This window comes from Bradyrhizobium sp. 215_C5_N1_1, assembly GCF_052075935.1.
In the GTDB taxonomy this organism is placed as follows: Bacteria; Pseudomonadota; Alphaproteobacteria; order Rhizobiales; family Xanthobacteraceae; genus Bradyrhizobium; species Bradyrhizobium barranii.
On record NZ_CP197228.1, the window covers coordinates 1940721 to 1962283 of the forward strand.

Consider the following 21563-nt stretch of genomic DNA (forward strand, 5'->3'; position numbering starts at 1 on the left):
CCGTTTGCCCCCAGTCTGGGGACAGGGAATGACAGTCAGGAATTCACGTGCACGAAATCCCGCAGCAGCGGATAGATCTCGTTATTCCACCGCTTGCCCGAGAACACGCCGTAATGGCCGACGCCGGCCTGCATGTGGTGGACGCGGCGATAGGCGCGCACACCGGTGCAGAGGTCTTGCGCGGCGAGCGTCTGGCCGATCGAGCAGATGTCGTCCTTCTCGCCTTCGACCGTCATCAGTCCCATGCGGCTGACGGCCTTGGTGTTCACGGGACGGCCACGGTGCATCAACTTGCCCTGCGGCAACAGGTGCTCCTGGAACACGTCACGCACGGTCTCGATGTAGAACTCGGCCGGCAGGTCCATCACGGCGAAATATTCGTCGTAGAAGGTCTTGATGCTCGCGGCCTTCTCCTTCTCGCCCTTGGCGATATGGTTGGCGAGATCCATGTGCTGCTTGATGTGGCGCTCGAGATTCATCGAGACGAACGCCGTGAGCTGCACGAAGCCGGGATAGACCTTGCGGAGCGCGCCGCGGCATTGCACCGGCACGTAGTTGATCAGGTTCTGCTCGAACCAGTCGATCGGCCTGCTCTTGGCGAACTCGTTGACCCTGGTCGGCTGGATGCGCGTGTCGATCGGGCCTGCCATCAGCGTCAGCGTCGCAGGCCGCGAGGGGTGGTTGCCCTCGCACATGACCGCGGCGGCCGCCAGTGCCGAGACCGAGGGCTGGCAGATCGCGACCATGTGCGGACGCGGGCCCAATTGGCCGAGGAAGTCGATGAGATGATCGGTGTAATCGTCGAGCCCGAAGCGGCCTTCGCGGCGTGGAATGTCGCGCGGATTGTGCCAGTCGGTGATGTAGACGTCGTGATCCTGCAGCAGCGTTTTCACGGTGCCGCGCAGCAGCGTGGCGAAATGGCCCGACATCGGCGCCACCAGCAGCATGCGCGGCTGCTCCGGCACGCCGTCCTTCCTGAAGTGCAGCAGCGAGCCGAACGGCGTCGCGTAGGCGACCTCCTCGGTGACGCCGACCTCACGGTTGCCCACCATCACGCTGTCGATGCCGTAGGCTGGACGGTGATAGGTGAGGGTGGAGCGGGAGATCAGCTCCAGCGCGGCGGAGAGCCGGCCGACGACCTGGTCCGATAGGCCCTGCGGCACCAGATTGAGGAATCTGAGCGCGGACGAAGCTCCCGCCCGCCACGGCGCGGTGAGGTCCATATGGTTCTGAAAGGCCTGATAATACATCGACATCATACTGAAACGCCCACCCTCCCGTGCTGTCATGCAATATCGAAGCCAAACGGGAGCCCTACCGCCCTCAAAACTGGCACATCGCTTGCTCCTCCTTTTGCGGGAAGCACAGGTCATGAGCACTCCCGCGGGCCGGGCGGCGTGCAAGTCACAGGCGTAGGGAATGGGCCATATGGCGAAGGCGACACTGACGATCAGCAGCAAGAACTATTCGTCCTGGTCGCTGCGCGGCTGGCTGCTGACGAAATTTTCCGGGCTCGATTTCGAGGAGATCGTCACCGCGCCGGACGATGCGTCGGCGCGCGCTGAAATCCTGCTGCTGTCGTCGTCGATCCTGGTGCCGTGCCTGCGCCACGACGGCGCCGTGGTCTGGGATACGCTGGCGATCGCCGAATATCTCAACGAGGCGATGCCGGATGCCGGTCTGTTGCCTGATGACCGCGTCCAGCGGGCGCATTGCCGCTCGATCTGCGGCGAAATCCATTCCGGCTTCACGACATTGCGCGCTTCGCTGCCGGTCAATCTGAAGGGGCACTTCCCCGGCTTCAAGATCTGGTCGCGCGCGCAGGCTGATATCGACCGCGTCTGGTCCATCTGGCGCGACTGCCTGGAGAAATCAGGCGGTCCCTTCCTGTTCGGCGCGAGGCGCACCATGGCGGATGCGATGTATGCCCCCGTGGTGACGCGCTTCGTGACCTATGACGTCAACCTCGAGCCGCCGCTGAAGGCCTATGCCGATACCATCATGGCCATGCCCGAGATGAAGGAATGGATCGCGGCGGCCAAGGACGAGCCGGCCGAGATCGAGGAGCTCGAGGTCGAATATTAGGCAGGCTTGGCGCCCGCCTGCCTGTTTTGGGAGCGAGGCCCGGGCTGCCGCACCCGGCAGCCATGTCTTTGAAGCCGTTAACTTTTAGCACCCGTGGCCGGCTCGGGCCGGCCCATATGCTGCGCAGATATTGTATACGCGTGCGGGCTTGTTGCGACATCTAGCCGTGAACAGCCGCGTACACGGCGTTTCGGCTGATTCGGACGTGATTCGTTCGGGCCGCGTTCCGTTCGTTAAGGCAGAGCGCGGCCCCGTTGCATTTTGAGACAGACGCCGCTCGTCAGGCGAAGCCCGAGTGCTTGGCGCGCGGCACGCGCCAGCCGATGACAGTGGCCTCCACCGGGACGCCGGCCGCGTCGTTCTGCCAGCGGCCCTCGACATAGCGGCAGGCGAACGGCAGTTGATACGTTCCGCTGTGGTCCTCGCACAGCACCTCCACCGGCAGGCCAGGTGGCGGTTCGCCGGCGCCATCGAATTCCGCCAGACGTCTATCGCGCGTTGCCATTCCAAAAATCTCCCCTAATCAAAGTCGCGGAAAGAGCGCCCACTTTCTTCCGCGCACGGTTCACTGATCCCCGTCCAAGGGAACAAGCCAAGCTCAACGCGAGAATGCGGTACGAGTGTGGTAGCCTCCGGCGTCGGCGAGCAAAAAGCGCACATTGCCGTGATTGATTTGGACGAGGAACCTGCATGCTGCTTCGAAGCGCCGACGTCTGTTTCGCGATGTTGTTGCTCGCCCCGCTGGCGATTGCGCCGGTCCGCGCGCAAGACGTGCCCGGCATCGAGATCTGTACCGTCGAGAAGACCATGGAGCGGCGCACGAGCTGCCTGCAGAGCAACGTCGACTTCCTGCAGAAGACGATCACCAAGCTGACGCTCGATCATCAGCAGAAGCACGATGCCGCCAACCGCCAGATCGACGCGCTGAAGACGCTTGTGGCCGGCCTGCAGAAGACGCTGGCCGATCTCCAGGCTGCACAGGTGAAGATCGCGGACGATCTGAAGAAGAAGCAGGACGCGCCGCCACCGAAGGATGCGGCGAAATAGGCGTCGCCGTCACGCCACGCGGTAGCGCTCCATCACGCCGCGATCGGGCTCATAGCCGAGCCCGGGTCCCGAGGGCACCGCGACCTGGCCGGTGGCATCGACATCGGCGCGGCCGCCCCAGAGGCACGCTTCGCGTTTCAGATAGAACATCTCGACCAACCCGTCGTCGCGCGTCGCCAGCAGGTGCAATGTCGCCAGCAGGCCCGGACCGAAATACGGGGAGTGCGGGACGATTTTGACGCCGAGCTGATCGGCGAGTGCGGCGACCTTCAGAAATTCCGTGATGCCGCCGACCTTGGTCACCGACGGCTGGGCGTGGCTCACCGCGCCTGCATTCATCATCTGGCGGAATTGATACTCCGTGCAGGCGTTCTCGCCGGCGGCGACGCCGAGCCCGCCCTTGCGGCGGACCTCGGCGAGTGTGGCAAAATCCTCCGGCGGCCAGACCGGCTCTTCCAGAAACATCGGCTGCGCGTCCTCGCACGCCTTCGCGAATGCGATCGCCTGCTCGCCTGTGAGCGGGCAGTTCATGTCGACCATCAGCGGGATGCCGGGCCCGATGGCCTCGCGCGCGGCAAACACCGCCGGCGTCGTGGTCTCGTGCAGCTTGATGGCGCCATAGCCGAGCGCGAGCGCCTTCTTGCATTCGCCCGTGATGTTCTCAGGCGAGCCGATTCGCAACAGGCTCGCATAGGCGGGGATGTTCGAGCGCTTGCTTGCTCCGAGCAGGCGATGCAGCGGCGCGCCCTCGATCTTCGCAGCCAAGTCCCACAGCGCGATGTCGAGCCCTGATATCGCGAACATCGTGATGCCGTAGCGGCCGAACAGATGCAGGTTGCGCTGGATCTGTTCCATCACCGCCGGAATGCCGGCGGCATCGGGAACCTTCAGCCCGCGGGCCTGCGGCGCGATCATCTCCTCGACGGCGCTTCGCGTGGTGCGCGGGGAGACATAGGCAAAGGCATCGCCCCAGCCGGTCAGTCCGGCATCGGTCGTGACCTCGACCAGCACCATGTCGAGCGCGGAGATTGCGGACGCGCCCTGGCGAAAGCTCGCGACACCGGCGTCATAGGGGATGCGGATATGGTGCGCCCGCACATCGGTGATTTCCATGACGCGGTTCCTCTTTCTGGTGAGCGGTTGCAACGAGTGTAGCTGCGAATGCCGGGGCGTTGCCAGTGGCTATTCCGGAACTATTCTCATGCGAGGACAGCAATGCCGATCAAGCGAGGCGGTGGCCGTCAGCGCATCATCGCCAGGCTTCGAACGAGGGCCCTTGACGCATGAACCCAGCCCAGCGCGCGCTCTGGTATATCGAGAGCCATCTGGCCGAGCCGATGACGCTCGACGAGATTGCTGCGATATCTGGCGTGTCGCGGTTCCACATCGTGCGGGCGTTTGCCGCAGCCACCGGGCTTCCGGTGATGCGCTACGTGCGCGCGCGGCGGTTGACGGAAGCGGCGCGCAGTCTTGCGAACGGCGCGCCGGACATCCTGTCGCTGGCGCTGGAGGCCGATTACGGCTCGCACGAAGCGTTCACCCGCGCGTTCCGCGACCAGTTTGGCACCACACCCGAAGCGGTGCGGGCGGCAACGTGCCTCGATAAACTCAAGCTTCAGGAGCCGATCCTCATGGACTCCACCATGCTCGATCATCTGGTCCCGCCGCGTTTCGAAACCGCGAAGGCCTTCCTCGTCGCCGGCCCCGCCGAGCGCATCTCCTGCGACAACGGCGCCGCCATTCCGGGACTGTGGCACCGCTTCCATCAGGAAGTCGCCGACATTCCCGCGCGCGTCGGCCAGGGAAAATCTCAAGTCGCCTATGGCGTCTGCTGCAACGGCGATGATTCCGGCAATTTCGACTACATCGCCGGTGTCGAGGTCGCCGATTTCTCCGACCTGCCGCGCCGCTTCGGTCGCATCCGCATTCCCGAGCAGCGCTACGCGGTGTTCACCCACACCGAGCACGTCGCCTCGATCCGCCGCACCGTCAACACGATCTGGAATCAGTGGCTGCCGGCGTCCGGCCTGAAGGCCGCGGATGCGCCGAACTTCGAGCGCTATGACGAGAAATTCGATCCCGCGACCGGCAATGGCGGCTTCGAGATTTGGATACCAGTGCGGGAGTAAGCACGATCCGGACCCGAAGGGCCGCGTTCGCGCAAAGTGCGCAGCGGTTTTCCGAAGAGATCATGCTCAAACGAGACCTAAGGCGCGATATGTCATCGCGCTTTACGTTGCAACGCTGGCATACCATCCCGCTTGCTTGGCAAGCCCCGGCGACTTTGTCATAACCGCAGGCAAATCTTGCGTGTGGGGCCCGTGCCGGACATCCCGTGCAAGCCATAACAAGCAGCCGGGAGGGTCCCCATGACCAACGTTCGCGTTCTCGCCACCGACCTCGAATTTCCCGAAGGGCCCGTGGTGATGCCGGACGGCTCGGTCGTGCTGGTGGAGATTCGCGGCCAGCGCCTGACCCGAATCCATCCCGACGGCCGCAAGGAGGTCGTCGCCAAGGTGCCGGGCGGCCCGAACGGCGCAGCCCTCGGCCCCGACGGCAAGATCTACATCTGCAACAATGGCGGCTTCTCCTGGATTCCGACCGGCAAGATGATCATGCCCGGCCCGCAGCCGGACGGCTATCTCGGCGGCTCGATCCAGCGCGTCGATCTGCAATCGGGCAAGGTCGAGACCGTCGTGACCAAATGCGGCGAGCACGATCTGCGCGGGCCGAACGACCTCGTCTTCGACAAGCACGGCGGCCTCTGGTTCTCCGATCTCGGCAAGCGCCGCGCCCGCGAGATGGATGTCGGCGGCATGTATTATCTCAAGCCCGGCATGACCGAGATCGTCGAGGTCGTGCATGGCGTTCTGCCGGCCAACGGCATCGGCCTGTCGCCGGACGAGAACACCGTCTACATCGCGGAGACGCCGACGGGGCGGCTCTGGGCCTACGAGCTCTCCGCGCCCGGCACGCTCAAGCCGCGCGAGGTGATCTATCGCGGCGAGCGCGGCAAGCCGATCTGCGGCCTCGGCGGCTACCAGATGTTCGACTCGCTCGCGGTAGAGGCGAACGGCAATGTCTGCGTCGCCACCCTGGTCTCCGGCTGCATCTCGGTGATCGCGCCTGATGGTACGCTGGTGGAGCAGGTCCCGACCGGCGACCGCGTCACCACCAACATCGCCTTCGGCGGCGAGGGGCTGAAGACCGCCTACATCACGCTGTCGGGCAAGGGCGAGCTGATCGCCATGGACTGGCCGCGCGGCGGTTTGCCGTTGAACTTTCTGAATAAGTGATTGTATCTGAGCAGCCGTGCCGATGCGTCGGTCGTCATTCCGGGATGCGTGCGCCAGCACGCAGGCCCGGAATCCATAACCCCGAGCGGTGATTATGGATTCCGGGCTCGCGACGTCGTCGCGCCCCGGAAGGACGGCAGTCATTATGGAGAGAGAAATGCCCTGGCCTGATCCCGTCACCCTGCGTGGGCAGCACGCCCGTCTCGAGCCGCTGTCGAAAGAGCATCGCGAGGGGCTGGTGGAGGCCGTGAAGGACGGCGAGCTCTACACGATCTGGTACACCGCGATCCCGACGCCGGAGAACGTGGCCAAGGAGATCGACCGCCGCTTGGGCCTCCAGGCCGCAGGCTCGATGCTGCCGTTCACCGTGTTCGATGCCGGCGGCAAGATCGTCGGCCAGACCACCTATATGAACATCGATGCCGCCAACCGCCGCGTCGAGATCGGCTCGACCTGGTATGCGAAGAGCGCGCAGCGCGGGCCGCTCAACACGCAGTGCAAGATTCTGCTGCTGACCCACGCCTTCGAGACGCTGAACTGCATCGCGGTCGAATTCCGCACGCATTTCTTCAACCATCAGAGCCGCCGCGCCATCGAGCGCCTGGGCGCCAAGCAGGACGGCATTCTGCGCAGCCACCAGGTCACGCCGAACGGTACGCTGCGGGACACCGTGGTTTACAGCATCACCGCCGCCGAATGGCCGACGGTGCGGACGCATTTGAACTATCAACTCAACGACAAGCCGCGCTGAGCGGCCGAGGCACCATGGACAGATTCGATTATGTGATCGTCGGCGCGGGCTCCGCCGGCTGCGTACTGACCAGCCGGCTCAGCGAAGATCCGAACGTGAGCGTCTGCGTGCTCGAGGCGGGCCCGAGCGACTGGCATCCCTACATCCATCTGCCGGCGGGCTTCATCAAGACGTTCCACATGAAGAGCATCAACTGGGCCTACCAGCAGGAGCCGGGGCCCTACACCGGCGGGCGCAGCATCTATGCGCCGCGCGGCAAGACGCTCGGCGGCTCGTCCTCGATCAACGGCCACATCTACAATCGCGGCCAGCGGATGGATTTCGATACCTGGGCGCAGATGGGCAATCGCGGCTGGGGTTATGCCGACGTGCTGCCTTACTTCAAGCGGCTGGAAAAGCGGGTCGGCGAGGGCGAGGACACCTATCGCGGCCGCGACGGCAACCTCACCGTCACGACCATGGAGTGGCGCGATCCGCTCTGCGAAGCCTTCATGGAAGGCGCGGTCTCGCTCGGCATTCCCCGCAACCCCGATTACAATGGCGCTAAGCAGGAAGGCGTCTCCTACTGCCAGCGCACCATCGACAAGGGCCTGCGCGTCTCCGGCTCGACCGCGTTCCTCAAGCCCGCGATGAAGCGCCCGAACGTGCATGTGCACACCCACGCGCACGCGACCGAGATCATTTTTGAAGGCAAGCGCGCCGTCGGCGTGCGCTACACCAAGGGCGGCCGCGGCGGCACGCCGGTGGAAGTGCGTGCCAACAAGGAAGTGATCCTCTCCGGCGGCACCTATAATTCGCCGCAGCTGCTCCAGCTCTCCGGAATCGGCTCACCCGATCTGCTCGGCGCGCACGGCATCGCGGTGCGCCACGCGCTGCCGGTCGGCGAAGGTCTGCAGGATCATTACGCCCCGCGCACCGTAGCGCGCGTGAAGGACATCAAGACCATCAACGAGCTCCGCCGCGGCTTCTCGCTGTGGATCGAAGCGCTGAAATGGGCGACCGCGCGCCGCGGCCTGCTCTCGCTCTCGCCGACCATGGTGTATTGCTTCTGGCACTCCGGCGAGAGCGCCGACAGTTCCGACCTCCAGCTCACCTTCACGCCGGCGAGCTACAAGGAAGGCGTGCAGGGCCAGCTCGAGGACGAGCCCGGTATGACGGTCGCCTCCTGGCAGCAACGCCCGGAGAGCCGCGGCTATGTCCGCATCCGCTCATCTGATCCGTTCGCGCCGCCGATCATCCAGACCAACTATCTCGACGCCGAGCTCGACCGCCGCGTCATCGTCGGCGGCATGAAGCTCGCGCGCAGGCTTTTGAAGAGCGCGCCGCTGTCGCCCTATTACGCCTACGAGGATTTCCCGGGTCCGAACATCAACACCGACGACGAATTCCTCGCCGCCGCCACCGAACGCGGCACCACCACTTTCCACCCCGGCTGCACCTGCCGCATGGGCCCGGCGGACAGCACGTGGGCGGTGGTCGACGACCAGCTCCGCGTCCACGGGTTGGAGGGCCTCCGCGTCATCGACGCCTCCGTGATGCCGCGTATGATCTCGGCGAATCTCAACGCCTCCACCATGATGATCGCGGATCGTGCCTCGGACCTGATCCGCGGCAAGCAGCCGATGGAATCCGCGCGGATTCCGGACGCGGCGGTAGCGTAGGCACAGCTACGTAGGGTGGGTTAGCGAAGCGTAACCCACCACTTCTCTCGATGCGGAAATAAAAGAGGTGGGTTACGCTGACGCTAACCCTAACCCTAACCCACCCTACGGTCCCTGAGAACGGACTGAAACATGATCGATTATGGTGAAGCCAAGTTGCTAGCAAGAAATACCGTGGCGGCCATTGCCGCAAAGGTTTGCGATGAGTTTGTTGTGCTTGATGAGTTTACCAAAGAAGTAGAGGAGGGATGGCTCTTCTTCTATGATTCGAAGGAGTTTGTTGAAACGGGCAACCCTAGTTCAACTCTCGCCGGGAATGGTCCCATACTGGTTCGTCGAAATGGAGAAGTCAGAATTCTCCCGAGCGCCAGTTCTTGGCAGGTAGCGATCAAAACCCCTGATGAAAGCTCGTAGCCCATAGGATGTGGTTCGCTTCGCTTTACCCACCCTGCGGTCGCTAATTATGAGAAGCGGCTATGTCGAACGCCAGAAAGAGATCGGGCTACACCCGGAAAGATCTGCGCGAGGTCAGCGAAAATCCGAGGCTGAAAAAAGCTGATATCGCCAAGGTCCAGCCATTCTCCGAAGTCTTCCCTGATCTCAGTGCATCTATCCGAAGGTCCCGTAGCTCGGGTGGAGCGAAGCGCAATCCGGGATAGCTGTATCGATCTGCCTGCATTCCCCGGATTTCGCTGCGCTCCGTCCGGGCTACGATCCCTGCGCATTTGGACGACGTCATTTGAGCACAGAGCACAATCGTCCTCTCACAGATGCCGAGCGCGATCTTGCGCGCTGGATGCTGGAGCATGGCACGGAAGAAGCCAGGCAATATCTGGATCAGCTCAAGCTGGCTGAGGTCACGCCTTGGAGATGTCGATGTGGATGTGCCAGCATCAACTTCCAAATCAAGGGACATGCTGAAGCGCCGCCCGGCGCTGAGATTCTCGGTGAATTCCTGCTGAACGATGGTGATCACCAAAGTGGAATATTCATCTATTCGAGTGGTGGCTTGCTGAAGGGCATCGATGTGTATGGCTTGGCAGGCGATGCGCCGTCTGTGTTACCGCGACCCGAAAACCTGTCTCCCTTCAAGCCTGGCAATCCGCTGCGCACGTGAAGGGGAAATCGGCAATGAGTATCGCGGAATGATGACCTTTGATCGTGTAATTGCTGCGCTTCGCAGCACTGGTGTGCAGGCCGAGGTGCTGAACGAAATTGATAGCCGAGCCATCGTGATCAGGGTGCTGGAGCGACTCGGTGTCGACGTGACGAGCCGCGCGCCGTGGGATCAAGCCACATCCGAAGGGAGGCAAAGGCCCGATGGTTGGGAGCTCATTCCGAAATACGTGGGGACGAACCAATGTTTGATGTTTCTGGAAGGCGCCCGATCGATTTGGAAATTTTCGTGTGGTGCGGACCTGCTTCGGGTTCTGGAGGACTGTCCGGCGCTCGAGATTTATGTCTGTGACGAGGAGGCGAGCTATCTCCTTTGCAGCAATCACCATGACTTTGTCGTGGGCTGGGGTGCAGCGCTGCCATGGGTGGCACGATGTTGAATGTGGACGAAGAAATCTTGTTGAACCAACTGGCGCAGGGGGTCGCAAGCGATTCGGAGGGGGACGCTTGGTTCAACGCGCGGAGCAAGGACGACAAACGCAGGCTGCTTCGTGGCTTAAGTAACTTCATATTGCAGGCAGGGCCGAAGCCAGACGATGTGGCAGGTGCAATTGCCGAGTCGCGGCTGAAGCGGACGCTTACTCCGTGTGTCTTGATCGCGATGCCTAACCTCAAGATTCAATTGGCGAAGCTCTCGACGCTACCAGAGTTTGAGTTGCCTCGAGTGTTTCGGCTCCTCATCAAGTTGCTCGCAGCCGCAGACAACAGGCGTCGCAGGGAACGGCCACTGGATCTCGTAAACCATTGGTGGCACCGCGACTTAAGCGACCCGGAGGTTGTGAATGAGATCAAGCGAGCCAAGGGGGCGTAGCCTCGGTTACTCGCCGCGTGTTGGGCTACGATCTTCTCAAGTTTGCCCGTCGGGCAAAACACCCCGCCACCCGTCAATCCCTCCTCGCAAAAATATTCCACTTTACCGAAATTCGGAATTGCGGCATACATCGAAACAGCCCGGCCCGAGGAAGAGGGGCGGTTCGCGAGTCGTTCGAAACGCGGGCCGGGTTGCGGTGGACGCGGCAGCGTCGGGCGCGAGAGGCTAAGGGCAGGGCGGATTGCTCTCCGTGAGCCCTGAGGCTTCGTGCGGACGAGCGGCGCTGTGTGCGTACGGCAAAACCGTGTGGTCCTGGCCGTCGCTGCTACGGTCAAGCTCTTGCGGATGCGGCATTTGCGTCAACCGGCGCGGTGTCGGCGACTTTCGCAGGGGTGAGGGAGGCCAGAACGAACTCGGCTCCCGGGAGAGCACGGCATACGCCGTCCGACCACTGCGCAGGGAAGGCCGTGTGTTTGGCTTCACCTGTATGCCGCTGTGCAGTTCTTCTGCGTGTGCTTTCGCACAGCGGACCGTGGGTGCCAGCCGGCACCCGGCCTTCCCTGCGCCCTCTTTCCTGGAGGGCGTGACGGAGACAGCAAAGCTCGGGCGAAATGCGCCGCGAGGATGCTGCGGTGTGTCTGCGCTCGCAATGACGATGTGGAGAGCGTGCGCTTTCCCTCTTTCCTCGAGCGCGGGCTCCTCGGGACATTCACCCTTAAATTGCAGGATGCGCCTTGACGTAGTAGAAACAGCAGATGCGCTTCATCTCAATACTCTGCTTCTTGATCCTCACGATCTCTCCCTGCTTTGCCCAGTCTCCCCGGGCTTCCGCAGAGGTGACGACCCTGATCAGCCAGGAACCTCTGCTCGCGGTGCTCGATCATGACAATTCATCCGCGCTTTCGCTGGTGACCCTGTTCAGGAAAGTTCACGCCGCGCAAAAGCTGCTGCAGCCGTCGGTCGCCGACGGCCCGACGCGGGCGAGCGATTTGTCTCAATTCAGTGGGACCTACGCGCAGTTCGCTGCCGTGATGTCCGCCGACATCACGCGTATCACAGCGGGACTCGGCATCGATTGGGAAAAGGAGATCCTGAAAACCTACGACCCGAAGTCGGCCAAAACGGACGCTGGCAAGACGCTGCGGCTGAATGGCAATGTTGCGCGCGTGTTTAACGAGAAATGGCTCGGTTCCAGCGACGGATTGTTCTTCCTGTCGGGTGTGGTCAATCGGATGGACCGCCGCGATTTCGATTCCGCGCATTGCGGCGAATTGCGCTTCATCTACCGGCTCGGCTACGAAGTGAGGATGAACGGCAAGACTTACGCGTCGCGCATGCCGTTCACCGTGAACATGGTGTTCAGTTACGCGGATGACGGCAGGAATTGCCAGGACGTCGCCTCGCTCTGGCGCGTCGCCGGGATCGATGCTGACGATCCGGCAGTGGTTGCCCAACGCCTGCTGCAGGGGCCGCTGGATTTTTCGCGACTCATCTTCAAGCAGATGGAGATCAATGCGCAGGTGGTGCGCTTCCCATCAGACCTCGAAAACATGGAGAACCGCAAATTCGCCGGACAGGCGATCTACTGGATGCGGATCTTCGCGCTGAGGGATGGCAAGTTTCAGCCGACACGGCTGGAAAATACGCCTGATGTGCAGGCAATCCTGAAGGATCCCGCCAAGCAGAAGCAGTTGCAGGACTATCTCGCCGGCCACATCGCCGAGATCGACAACGGCACCTTCAGGATACCGGAGAGCCTGGAGGCCGACATCGCACTGAGTTTTTCCACTGCCGGCAGCGCGCGCATGGCCAATCGTCCCTTCGATCTCGCAATCGGCAGCGAGCAGGCGGCACGGATCGTCGCGGCGGCGGGTGTCCCCGGGAGGTCACCAAAATTCGTGCAATCCGGCGCGGGTCTGCTCGAACGCCTGAACACGTCGTCCTGCATGGGCTGCCATCAATCATCCTCGACCGCCGGATTCCATCTTCTCGGCGTGGACCGGTTCGATTTCGGCCGCGACGCGGACGCGATCAGGAGCGCGCTTGACGGTAACCAGTTGCAATTGCCGTTCTCGCCCCATGTCTACGCGGAACTTGTTCGCCGCAAGGACTATGTCGAGCGGGTTTCGCTCGGTCAGGCGCCGAACAGTTTTCGCCCGCATCCTTCGGCGCCCCCGGCGGCCTGGGAAAGCGGAAATCCGGCCTATGTTGTCGCCGGTGACAACATGCCGTGCCCTTTGAATGCGGATCTGGCGCAGGCCGCGAAATGGAGCTGCAATGCCACGCGTAACCTCACTTGTCAGGCGTTGGTGACGAACGCTGCGACTTCCTCCAATCTCGGCCAATGCGTGCCCGCGGCACAGAATGTCGCCGCGGGTTTGAGCTGCCGCTCAAACGTCATCGAGGACTCCACAGCGAAGACCGCCGCCAACAACCCGCTCGGCTTCAACCTGCGCGCGTTCAGCGACCGCGTCAGCAAGGAAGAACTCGTCTACAAGCTGTCGGAAGGAAAATTGAGCGGCTACGGCTACAACTGCCGTCCAACGAAGATCGGCGTGCCGCTGGGCCGCGTCACGCGTCCCTGCAAGCCCGAGGAGGCGTCGCTGGCGGTGATCCGGCCGGGCAGCGTGCCCGAGGAAATCTGCGCGATCGTCGGAGGCAAGGGCTTTGAGCAGATGGCCAAGGGATATTTCGACAGCGGCATTTTCGCCGCTGGCGTCGGCCGCGGCCTCCTGAACACATGCTCGCCGTCGCGGTTTTGCCGCGAGGACTATATTTGCCAGCAGATGCCGGATTTTGTCACGAGTGCAAGGTTCAACGTCAGGGCCCCGGCGTTGAATAACTTGAGAAGCCGAAAGATCGGGTTCTGTACCCCAACCTATTTCGTTTATCAGCTCCGCCTTGACGGTCATCCGAATCCGAGATGACGCGGGGAAGCGCGGCCCAGAGTAGCGGTAGGAATTGCGGTCAGGTTGTCTCTGCGCGCTTGCAGATCAAACCTCCCTCCGGCTCAAAAACGCCAGCCGCTCGAACAGGTGCACGTCCTGCTCGTTCTTGAGCAGCGCGCCGTGCAGCGGCGGGATCAGCTTGCGCGGGTCGCGTTCGCGCAGTTGCTCGACGCTCATGTCCTCGTTGAGCAGCAGCTTGAGCCAGTCGAGCAGCTCGGAGGTTGAGGGCTTCTTCTTCAGACCGGGCACCTCGCGCACTTCGAAGAAGATGCGCAGCGCTTCCTCGACCAGGCGCTTCTTGATGCCGGGGAAGTGGACGTCGACGATGCGGCCCATCGTGTCGGCGTCGGGAAACTTGATGTAGTGGAAGAAGCAGCGGCGCAGGAAGGCGTCCGGCAGCTCCTTCTCGTTGTTGGAGGTGATCATCATGATCGGGCGCTGCTTCGCCTTGATCGTCTCGCCGGTCTCGTAGACATGGAATTCCATGCGGTCGAGCTCGAGCAAGAGGTCGTTCGGGAATTCGATGTCGGCCTTGTCGATCTCGTCGATCAAGAGCACCGGGCGCTGCTCGGCGGTGAAGGCGTCCCACAGCTTGCCGCGCTTGATGTAGTTCCTGATGTCGGAGACGCGGGCATCGCCGAGCTGGCTGTCGCGCAGGCGCGACACTGCATCGTATTCGTAGAGGCCCTGCTGCGCCTTGGTGGTGGACTTGATGTGCCAGGTCAAAAGCGGCGCGTTCAGCGCCTTCGCCACTTCCTCCGCCAGCACGGTCTTGCCGGTGCCGGGCTCGCCCTTGATGAGCAGCGGGCGCTCCAGCACGATCGAGGCATTGACGGCGACCTTGAGATCGTCGGTCGCAACATAGTCCTTGGTGCCGGTAAATTTCATCGCGCGTCCTTGTTGGTCGTCGGCCGGGCATCGCCCTGGTCCAACAAACGGAACGGCCGCTCATGGCGGCCGTTCCTGGTTCGGTCAGGCTTTCAGACCCGTTTTATCAGCGAAAGGATGACGAGCACAATCACCGCGCCGATGGTGGCATCCACGATGGCGCCGACCGTGCCGGTGGCCAGCGCAATATGCAGTTGCGGCAGCACCCAGCTCGCAACCAGCGCGCCGATGATGCCGACGACCATGTTGCCGATCAGGCCAAATCCCGCCCCATGGACAATCTTGCCGGCAAGCCAGCCGGCGATCGCGCCAATGATGAGCGCTGCGAGAATTCCCATTGCAAACGTCCCCAAAACAACCCCGTGAGACGGTCAATTCTAGAGCAAAAAGCCGACCGGTCCAGCGTCCCGCGGCGGGCTCGGCCCCTTGACGTTCGCCCCCCGACGGGCAATCTGTCACCCATGTTCCTGCAATTCTTCACTTCTCTGCGCGATGCGCAGGTCCCCGTGACGCTGCGCGAATACCTCACGCTGATGGAGGCGCTCGACGCTGATCTGTCGGACTACTCGGTCGAGAATTTCTACTATCTGTCGCGCACCTCGCTGGTGAAGGACGAGCGCAACCTCGACAAGTTCGACCGCGTCTTCGGCACGGTGTTCAAGGGGCTGGAAAGCCTGCTCGACGCCATGGAGAAGGCGGAGATCCCCGAGGAGTGGCTGAAGAAGCTCGCCGAAAAATACCTCAGCGAGGAGGAGAAGAAGCAGATCGAGGCGATGGGCTGGGACAAGCTCATGGAGACGCTGAAGAAGCGGCTCGAGGAGCAGAAGGGCCGGCACCAGGGCGGCTCGAAGTGGATCGGCACCGCGGGCACCTCGCCGTTCGGCGCCCACGGCTACAATCCCGAAGGCGTCCGCATCGGCCAGGAGAAGAACCGCAACAACCGTGCCGTGAAGGTGTGGGACAAGCGCGAGTTCAAGGATCTCGACGGCAATGTCGAGCTCGGCATCCGCAACATCAAGGTGGCGCTGCGGCGCCTGCGCAAATTCGCGCGCACCGGCGCGCCTGATGAGCTCGATCTCGACACCACGATCCGCGAGACCGCCAATCACGGCTATCTCGACGTGCACATGCGGCCCGAGCGGCGCAATGCGGTGAAGCTGCTGGTGTTCTTCGACATCGGCGGCTCGATGGATTCGCATATTGAGCAGGTCGAGGAGCTGTTCTCGGCGGCGAAGAGCGAGTTCAAGCACATGGAGTATTTCTACTTCCACAACTGCCTCTACGAAGGCGTGTGGAAGCAGAACAAGCGCCGCTTTACCGACCGCACGCCGACCTGGGATGTGCTGCACAAATACCCGCACGACTACAAGGTCGTGTTCGTCGGCGACGCATCGATGTCGCCTTACGAGATCATGGTGCCCGGCGGCTCGGTCGAGCATGTCAACGAGGAGCCCGGCTCGGTCTGGCTCGACCGCATCATCCGCACCTATCCGCATACGGTGTGGCTCAATCCGGTGCAGCAGAAGCACTGGGACTATTCGGAATCGACCACCATCATCAAACGCATCTTTGCCAACCGCATGTACCCGATCACGATCGAGGGGCTCGAGGGTGCGATGAAGGAATTGACGCACTAGCTGTACGCGCCGTCAGTCCGGACGGCCGCGCAGAGGCCGACAAGAGGGAGAACCACATGCCCCAGACCATCACCCGCGGCATCAAGGCGCTGATCGACGAGGCCAATGCCGAGATCGAGACGCTCAACGCCAAGGAGGCCATCGAGATCTCCAAGAACGGCGATGTCGTCATCGTCGACATCCGCGACCCCCGCGAGATCGAGCGCGACGGCCGCATCCCCGGCGCGTTCGCCTGCACCCGCGGCATGCTCGAATTCTGGATCGATCCGCAGAGCCCCTACGCAAAACCGATCTTCCAGGAAGACAAGAAATTCGTCTTCCATTGCGCCGGCGGCATGCGCTCCGCGCTCGCGGCGAAGACCGCCAAGGACATGGGCCTGAAGCCCGTCGCCCACATCGCCGGCGGCTACGCCGCCTGGCGCGATGCCGGCGGTCCGGTGGAGCAGTGGGAGCCGAAGAAGAAGGGGTGAGAAGTGCTGCGCTGTCGCGTCAATCTCCGCTGTCATTCCCCGCGAAGTGGGGAATCCAGTACGCCGCAGCGTCTCGACTCAATCACAACCGCCTCTGGAATACTGGATCGCCCGGTCAAGCCGGGCGTTGACAGCGGAGTTTGATGCGCATTGCTTCAACTTCGGAATGACAAGAAAGACCTCGCATGACCGTCACCGACCCCCTCGTCTCCACCGAATGGCTCGCCGCCCACATTGGCGACGCCAACGTCAAGATCCTCGACGCCAGCTTCAAGCTGCCGGGCGTGCTGCCGCTGCCGAAGGACGACTATCTCGCCGCGCATCTGCCGGGCGCCGTGTTCTTCGACGTCGACGCGGTGTCGGATCATTCCAACCCGCTGCCGCACATGTATCCGAGCGCCGAGCAGTTCGGCCGTGACGCAGGCCAACTCGGCATCTCCAATGCCGACACCGTCGTCCTCTACGATGCCGGCGGATGGGTCGCTGCGCCCCGCGCCTGGTGGATGTTCCTGGCCTTCGGCCACAGCAATGTACGCATTCTCAATGGCGGGTTGAAGAAGTGGCGCGCCGAGGGGCATCCGGTCGAGAGCGGCGAGGTAAAGCCGAAGCCCGCGACGTTTAGGGCGAGCTACGACTCAAAACGCGTGCGCAGCATGCAGCAGCTGATCGCCAACGTCGAAAGCAGCGCAGAGCAGGTGATCGACGCACGCGCCGCCGACCGCTTCGAGGGCCGCGCGCCTGAGCCGCGCGCGGGCATCCGCTCGGGCCACATCCCCGGCGCGCGCAATGTGCCCTACAATCAGCTGTTCGATGCCGCGACCGGCGAGATGAAGCCGCTCGACGATCTCCGCGCCGCCTTCGCGAACGCCGGCGTCAGGCTCGATGCGCCGATCGTGACGAGCTGCGGTTCGGGCGTGTCCGCCGGCGTGTTGACGCTCGCACTCTATCGCCTCGGCATCACCGACACCGCGCTCTATGACGGCTCGTGGTCGGAGTGGGGCCAGGCCGGCGGCCCGCCGGTCGCGACCGGGCCGGCGTAGCCTTACTGGCGCGTGCGCGTGGCCGTTGTCGCCAGCATCTGCTGCTGGCCGAACGGATCATAGCTCTGCCGCAACTGCTGGGGCGGAGGACGCTGCACCATGCGGTGCCGCTTCTTCGCCTTCGCCTGGCGCTTGGCCGCCTTGCTGTCCGGGGCGCTGCTGTCCGCCTTCGCGTCTCCCTTGGTGTCCCCCTTGGCCTTCGCCGGCGCATCCTTCAAGGCCGGCGCCGCCGGATCGTTCAGCGCGGCCACCTTGGCCGGGGCAATGTCGGGCGCCGGGGAGGCGAGGGCCGCACCGGGATCGGGATCGGCCGGCGCCGGTTCGCTGGCGGTCACGGCAGGCGTGGGCTCGGGGATCGATGCCGTTGTGTCGGCCGGGGTGAGTGTGTCGGCAGGAGCCGGCGCGATGGCTTCCGTCGTGGCCTCGGCCTGCACCGGCTCGGCGGCCGGAGGCGCGGCCTCGGTGACCTGCGGCGGCACGTTGGCCTCGGTCGTCAGGGCGGCCACCTGTTCGGGCTCGTTCACCGGCAAGCCGATGGTCGGCACCCGGTCGCGCAGCGATGGCGCGGGCTCGGCGGCCGCCTCCGGCTCGGCGCGGAGCGCCGCTAGCACCGGCTGGGCCGGCTCTGGGCTTTGCGCAAACACCTTTTCCTGCGGGCCGTTCCGCCAGGAGGGGTTGCTGACATACTGCTCGTGGGTGGCCCGCAGCAGCGCGGCGGCACCTAGGCCGAACACCAGGATGGAGGTTGACAGCAGGATCGCGGCAAACAGGAAGCGAAAGCCGGGAAGCATCGGACGGGTTACGAATTTCCGCCCCGGCGGGTGGCGGCCGGGACCCAAGAGCCATCTGAACGCGGTGACGGTACTGATTGCCGTTCGCCACGCCGGGACAGAAGCTCAAAGCGGAGGCGAATCAGGCTGATTCGAACATATCGCAACGCCTCCGCGCCGTTCCCTTAAATTCGGGGCCGGAGACTCCGGCAATCTACAGCTCGATGCGATTTCCGCCCCCTGATGCAACGAGGCAACTGTGTGTGCCTGCATCACAAATCGCTAACTCAGGCACAAATCAGCCTGTAATGTCTTGAATGTGCCGCTATCTTCGGTCATCTGGCCGTTAACGGTCCGGATGGGCTCGGGGACTATACAAGAGCGATGATGATCAAACATTTTCTGACGATATGCGCTGCCGCAACAGTCGCTGCGGCGGGAACCTCGCTCGCACAGGCTCAGAGCTATCCGGTCCAGCAGGCGCCGAGCTATGGCGCTCCGGCCGAATATCGCCCCGGCGACCGCACGCCGAATTTCGACTCGCTGGACGATGAAGACGACGCGATGCCGCAGGCGTCGCTGCCGCCGCCTGGTCCGGCCGACGATCCGCGATACGGCCGCCCGGCTGGCCCTCCGCCGGTCTATTCCGCCGCCCCGCCGCAGGGGCCGGTGATGTCGCCCGATGATCCGCGCTATGGCCGTCCGGCTGGCGCTCCGCCGGTCTATTCGGCGGCGCCGCCGCAGGGCCCCGTGATGTCGCCCGACGATCCCCGCTATGGCCGCCCCGCCGGCCCGCCCGCGGTGATCTATGCCGATCGCCCGGGTCAGGCACCCGGCAGGGACGGCCTGCGTCCGCCGGAGGCCGTCGGTGGTCCCGCCGCGACCGGAACGGTTCAGTCCGGCCAGCCGCCCGTGGGCAACGATGGCCGGCCGATGGCGATCGCTTCGCTGCCGCCCGAGGAGCAGCCCGACGCTGCTCCCGCGCAGTTGTCGCCGAACCTGCGCCGCCAGGAAGTCTCGCTGGCGACCAAGGAGCCGGCTGGAACGCTCATCGTCGATACCCCGAACACCTACCTCTATTACGTGCTCGGAGGCGGCCGTGCGATCCGCTACGGCGTCCGCGTCGGCCGCGACGGCTTCACCTGGACCGGCGTGCAGAAGATCACCCGCAAGGCCGAGTGGCCGGATTGGCATCCGCCAACCGAGATGATCGAGCGTCAGCCCTATCTGCCGCGCTTCATGGCCGGCGGCCCCGGCAATCCGCTCGGCGCACGCGCGATGTATCTCGGCTCGACCGTCTACCGCATCCACGGCACCAACCAGCCTTCGACCATCGGCAAGTTCGTGTCGTCGGGCTGCATCGGCATGCTGAACGAGGACGTCTCCGACCTGTTCGACCGCGTCAAAGTCGGCACCCGCGTGGTGGTGATGCCGGGTGGCCCGCCGCCAGGAACGGCGACCGCCTCCGCTGCGCCGACGTCGGGCGCTGCCGGTCCGGCTCCGATGGCTGCCCAGGCTGGCCCCGTCCCAGGCACCCAGCCGACGGTGGTGCCGCCGCTGCCCGCGCCGGTCACCGTGCGCTAAGCGCTACGAGACAATTCAGATCAGTGAAGGGCGTGCCGTCGGCACGCCCTTTTCGTTTCAGGCCAGCTTGCGCGGCAGCTCGCGACCCCCGGTGAAGGCGTCGATCGCCTCGACCATCTGCCCGTAATGGATGCGCAAGCCGTCCTCGGTGGCGTAGCCGAGATGCGGCGTCAGCACGAGATTGTCGAGCTTGCGGAAGGGATGGTCGACCGGCAGCGGCTCGACCGAGAATACGTCGATGCCGGCGCCCGCGATCTTCCGCTGCTGCAAGGCCTCGAGCAGCGCCTGCTCGTCCACGATCGGACCGCGCGCGGTGTTGACGAGGAAGGCCGTCGGCTTCATCCGCGCGAGATCGGCAGCCCCGACCAGTCCGCGCGAACGATCGCTCAGCACCACATGGATGGTGATGATATCGGCCTTGGCGAACAGCTCCTCCTTGGTGGCGTAGCCGACGCCGGCCGCCGCGCATTTCTCCGGCGTGAGGTTCGGGCTCCAGGCGATCACGTTCATGCCGAATGCTTTCGCGATGCCCGCCATCTTGCTGCCGAGCTTGCCGAGCCCGACGACGCCGAGCGTCAGTCCCTCGATCTCGACACCGGCAAAGCTCTGCCAGGGCTCGCCGGCATGCATGCGCGCGTTCTCGCGGCCGATGCCGCGGGTCAGTTCGAGGATCAGGCCCATGGTCAGCGGCGCGGTCGGATCGCGGGAGTATTGCGTGCCGCCGATGGCAACGCCTTGCGCCTTCGCAGCCTCCATGTCGATCGAGGCGTTGCGCATGCCGGAGGTCAAAAGCAGCTTCAGCTTCGGCAGCGACGCGAACAGGCTCTTGGGGAACGCCGTGCGCTCGCGCATCGCGCAGATGATCTCGAAATCGGCCAGCGCGCTCGCCGCGGCCTGCTCCGAGGCAAAGGGATGGCTGAACACGGTGACGTCGACGCGATCGGACAGTTTTTGCCAGTCGGCGACGTCGAGGGCGAGGTTGAAATAGTCGTCGAGAATTGCACAGCGCAGCCGCGTCATCAGCTTTCATCCATGGCGAGAGGTGACGGCGCCAGGCGGGGAGCGCCATCGTCGGAACCTGGCCATGGTTGCGCGCAATCACGCCTGCGCGCAAGCAGCTGACGTGTTCAAAAATCCGATAGGAGATCCGATAGGGGGGAAGGGTTCAGAGGTCGCGTTGCTTGAGGCGGAACGGCGTATCAATGCCGTGCTTGGCGCGCCAGGCGGGACCGGGACCACGCATGTAGTGCAGCTCGGGGCGGTAAGGGTTGAAAGCGGTAGCGAAGAAACGCTTCCAGAAGCCCTTGATCTCCGTGACGAGTCCGGAAGCGCTACCGGCTCGTGCCGGAACGGCGATGGAATTGGTCTCGATCAGAGCCATGATGTGGCCTCGCTGTTC

The 21563-nt window shown here is 63.8% G+C and carries 23 protein-coding genes; 15 read left to right on the forward strand and 8 right to left on the reverse strand.

The annotated features are described in order from the left end of the window. Window positions 1-35: 35 nt before the first annotated feature. Window positions 36-1259: a polyhydroxyalkanoate depolymerase gene (locus AB7G19_RS09050; protein ID WP_187387949.1), complete on the reverse strand. Its 1224-nt coding sequence runs from the start codon at window positions 1257-1259 to the stop codon at window positions 36-38. Between the two features lie 169 nt (window positions 1260-1428). Between AB7G19_RS09050 and AB7G19_RS09055 the strand changes: the two genes are divergently transcribed. Continuing rightward, window positions 1429-2085, forward strand: coding sequence for a glutathione S-transferase family protein (locus AB7G19_RS09055; protein WP_063981456.1), 657 nt, complete (start codon window positions 1429-1431; stop codon window positions 2083-2085). Between the two features lie 280 nt (window positions 2086-2365). Here the strand turns inward: AB7G19_RS09055 and AB7G19_RS09060 are convergent, their stop codons facing one another. Next, the gene (locus tag AB7G19_RS09060) at window positions 2366-2590 is read right to left on the reverse strand and encodes a hypothetical protein (protein WP_041953164.1); all 225 of its coding nucleotides are present in this window, start codon (window positions 2588-2590) and stop codon (window positions 2366-2368) included. Between the two features lie 185 nt (window positions 2591-2775). On the opposite strand from AB7G19_RS09060, the gene AB7G19_RS09065 reads away from it, so the two are divergent. After that, window positions 2776-3132, forward strand: coding sequence for a hypothetical protein (locus tag AB7G19_RS09065; RefSeq protein ID WP_063981457.1), 357 nt, complete (start codon window positions 2776-2778; stop codon window positions 3130-3132). A 9-nt stretch (window positions 3133-3141) separates the two neighbouring features. Here the strand turns inward: AB7G19_RS09065 and AB7G19_RS09070 are convergent, their stop codons facing one another. Continuing rightward, window positions 3142-4245 carry a mandelate racemase/muconate lactonizing enzyme family protein gene (locus AB7G19_RS09070; RefSeq protein WP_063981458.1) on the reverse strand — a complete coding sequence of 368 codons (1104 nt, stop codon included), beginning with the start codon at window positions 4243-4245 and terminating at the stop codon, window positions 3142-3144. A 170-nt stretch (window positions 4246-4415) separates the two neighbouring features. Here AB7G19_RS09070 and AB7G19_RS09075 point away from each other — a divergent pair, with 170 nt between their 5' ends. The 9 genes from AB7G19_RS09075 to AB7G19_RS09115 all read left to right on the forward strand — a co-directional run bounded on the left by AB7G19_RS09075 (window position 4416) and on the right by AB7G19_RS09115 (window position 13754). Continuing rightward, a complete protein-coding gene (locus AB7G19_RS09075; protein WP_063981459.1) occupies window positions 4416-5261 on the forward strand; it encodes an AraC family transcriptional regulator in 846 nt (281 codons plus the stop codon). Window positions 5262-5501: 240 nt separating this feature from the next. Further along, window positions 5502-6428, forward strand: coding sequence for an SMP-30/gluconolactonase/LRE family protein (locus AB7G19_RS09080; protein WP_063981460.1), 927 nt, complete (start codon window positions 5502-5504; stop codon window positions 6426-6428). Window positions 6429-6585: 157 nt separating this feature from the next. After that, window positions 6586-7179: a GNAT family N-acetyltransferase gene (locus AB7G19_RS09085; protein ID WP_028147003.1), complete on the forward strand. Its 594-nt coding sequence runs from the start codon at window positions 6586-6588 to the stop codon at window positions 7177-7179. Window positions 7180-7193: 14 nt separating this feature from the next. Continuing rightward, the gene (locus AB7G19_RS09090; protein WP_063981461.1) at window positions 7194-8840 is read left to right on the forward strand and encodes a GMC family oxidoreductase; all 1647 of its coding nucleotides are present in this window, start codon (window positions 7194-7196) and stop codon (window positions 8838-8840) included. 132 nt (window positions 8841-8972) lie between these two features. After that, window positions 8973-9254 (forward strand): YrhB domain-containing protein, encoded by a 282-nt coding sequence (locus AB7G19_RS09095; protein ID WP_084794987.1) that lies wholly within the window; start codon window positions 8973-8975, stop codon window positions 9252-9254. Between the two features lie 325 nt (window positions 9255-9579). Then, window positions 9580-9957 (forward strand): hypothetical protein, encoded by a 378-nt coding sequence (locus tag AB7G19_RS09100; RefSeq protein ID WP_084794989.1) that lies wholly within the window; start codon window positions 9580-9582, stop codon window positions 9955-9957. A 28-nt stretch (window positions 9958-9985) separates the two neighbouring features. Then, a complete protein-coding gene (locus AB7G19_RS09105) occupies window positions 9986-10396 on the forward strand; it encodes a hypothetical protein (RefSeq protein ID WP_063981463.1) in 411 nt (136 codons plus the stop codon). Then, window positions 10378-10827 (forward strand): DUF5958 family protein, encoded by a 450-nt coding sequence (locus tag AB7G19_RS09110; RefSeq protein WP_283017515.1) that lies wholly within the window; start codon window positions 10378-10380, stop codon window positions 10825-10827. The genes AB7G19_RS09105 and AB7G19_RS09110 overlap by 19 nt, the downstream gene beginning before the upstream one ends. Window positions 10828-11663: 836 nt before the next feature. Beyond that, window positions 11664-13754 carry a hypothetical protein gene (locus AB7G19_RS09115; protein ID WP_063981464.1) on the forward strand — a complete coding sequence of 697 codons (2091 nt, stop codon included), beginning with the start codon at window positions 11664-11666 and terminating at the stop codon, window positions 13752-13754. Between the two features lie 66 nt (window positions 13755-13820). Here AB7G19_RS09115 and AB7G19_RS09120 read toward each other — a convergent pair whose 3' ends face one another. Together AB7G19_RS09120 and AB7G19_RS09125 are read right to left on the reverse strand one after the other, a co-directional pair. Further along, window positions 13821-14663, reverse strand: coding sequence for an AAA family ATPase (locus tag AB7G19_RS09120; RefSeq protein ID WP_063981465.1), 843 nt, complete (start codon window positions 14661-14663; stop codon window positions 13821-13823). 92 nt (window positions 14664-14755) lie between these two features. Next, window positions 14756-15001, reverse strand: a complete 246-nt coding sequence (locus AB7G19_RS09125; protein ID WP_063981466.1) for a GlsB/YeaQ/YmgE family stress response membrane protein — start codon at window positions 14999-15001, stop codon at window positions 14756-14758. A gap of 123 nt (window positions 15002-15124) precedes the next feature. On the opposite strand from AB7G19_RS09125, the gene AB7G19_RS09130 reads away from it, so the two are divergent. The 3 genes from AB7G19_RS09130 (at window position 15125) to sseA (ending at window position 17810) form a co-directional block, all read left to right on the forward strand. After that, entirely contained in the window at window positions 15125-16300 is a 1176-nt protein-coding gene (locus AB7G19_RS09130; protein ID WP_028156289.1) for a vWA domain-containing protein, read from the forward strand. Between the two features lie 56 nt (window positions 16301-16356). Beyond that, the gene (locus AB7G19_RS09135; RefSeq protein ID WP_028152329.1) at window positions 16357-16770 is read left to right on the forward strand and encodes a rhodanese-like domain-containing protein; all 414 of its coding nucleotides are present in this window, start codon (window positions 16357-16359) and stop codon (window positions 16768-16770) included. Between the two features lie 185 nt (window positions 16771-16955). Then, window positions 16956-17810, forward strand: coding sequence for a 3-mercaptopyruvate sulfurtransferase (gene sseA / locus AB7G19_RS09140; RefSeq protein ID WP_063981467.1), 855 nt, complete (start codon window positions 16956-16958; stop codon window positions 17808-17810). 2 nt (window positions 17811-17812) lie between these two features. Here the strand turns inward: sseA and AB7G19_RS09145 are convergent, their stop codons facing one another. Then, window positions 17813-18601, reverse strand: coding sequence for a hypothetical protein (locus AB7G19_RS09145; protein WP_063981468.1), 789 nt, complete (start codon window positions 18599-18601; stop codon window positions 17813-17815). 366 nt (window positions 18602-18967) lie between these two features. Here AB7G19_RS09145 and AB7G19_RS09150 point away from each other — a divergent pair, with 366 nt between their 5' ends. Continuing rightward, window positions 18968-20164: a L,D-transpeptidase family protein gene (locus AB7G19_RS09150; protein WP_071917197.1), complete on the forward strand. Its 1197-nt coding sequence runs from the start codon at window positions 18968-18970 to the stop codon at window positions 20162-20164. A gap of 57 nt (window positions 20165-20221) precedes the next feature. On the opposite strand, the gene AB7G19_RS09155 is transcribed toward AB7G19_RS09150, so the two are convergent. After that, entirely contained in the window at window positions 20222-21184 is a 963-nt protein-coding gene (locus AB7G19_RS09155; RefSeq protein ID WP_085405167.1) for a D-2-hydroxyacid dehydrogenase family protein, read from the reverse strand. 145 nt (window positions 21185-21329) lie between these two features. Continuing rightward, on the reverse strand, window positions 21330-21545 hold the full coding sequence (locus AB7G19_RS09160; protein WP_085405166.1) for a hypothetical protein: 216 nt from the start codon (window positions 21543-21545) through the stop codon (window positions 21330-21332). Window positions 21546-21563 lie beyond the last annotated feature (18 nt).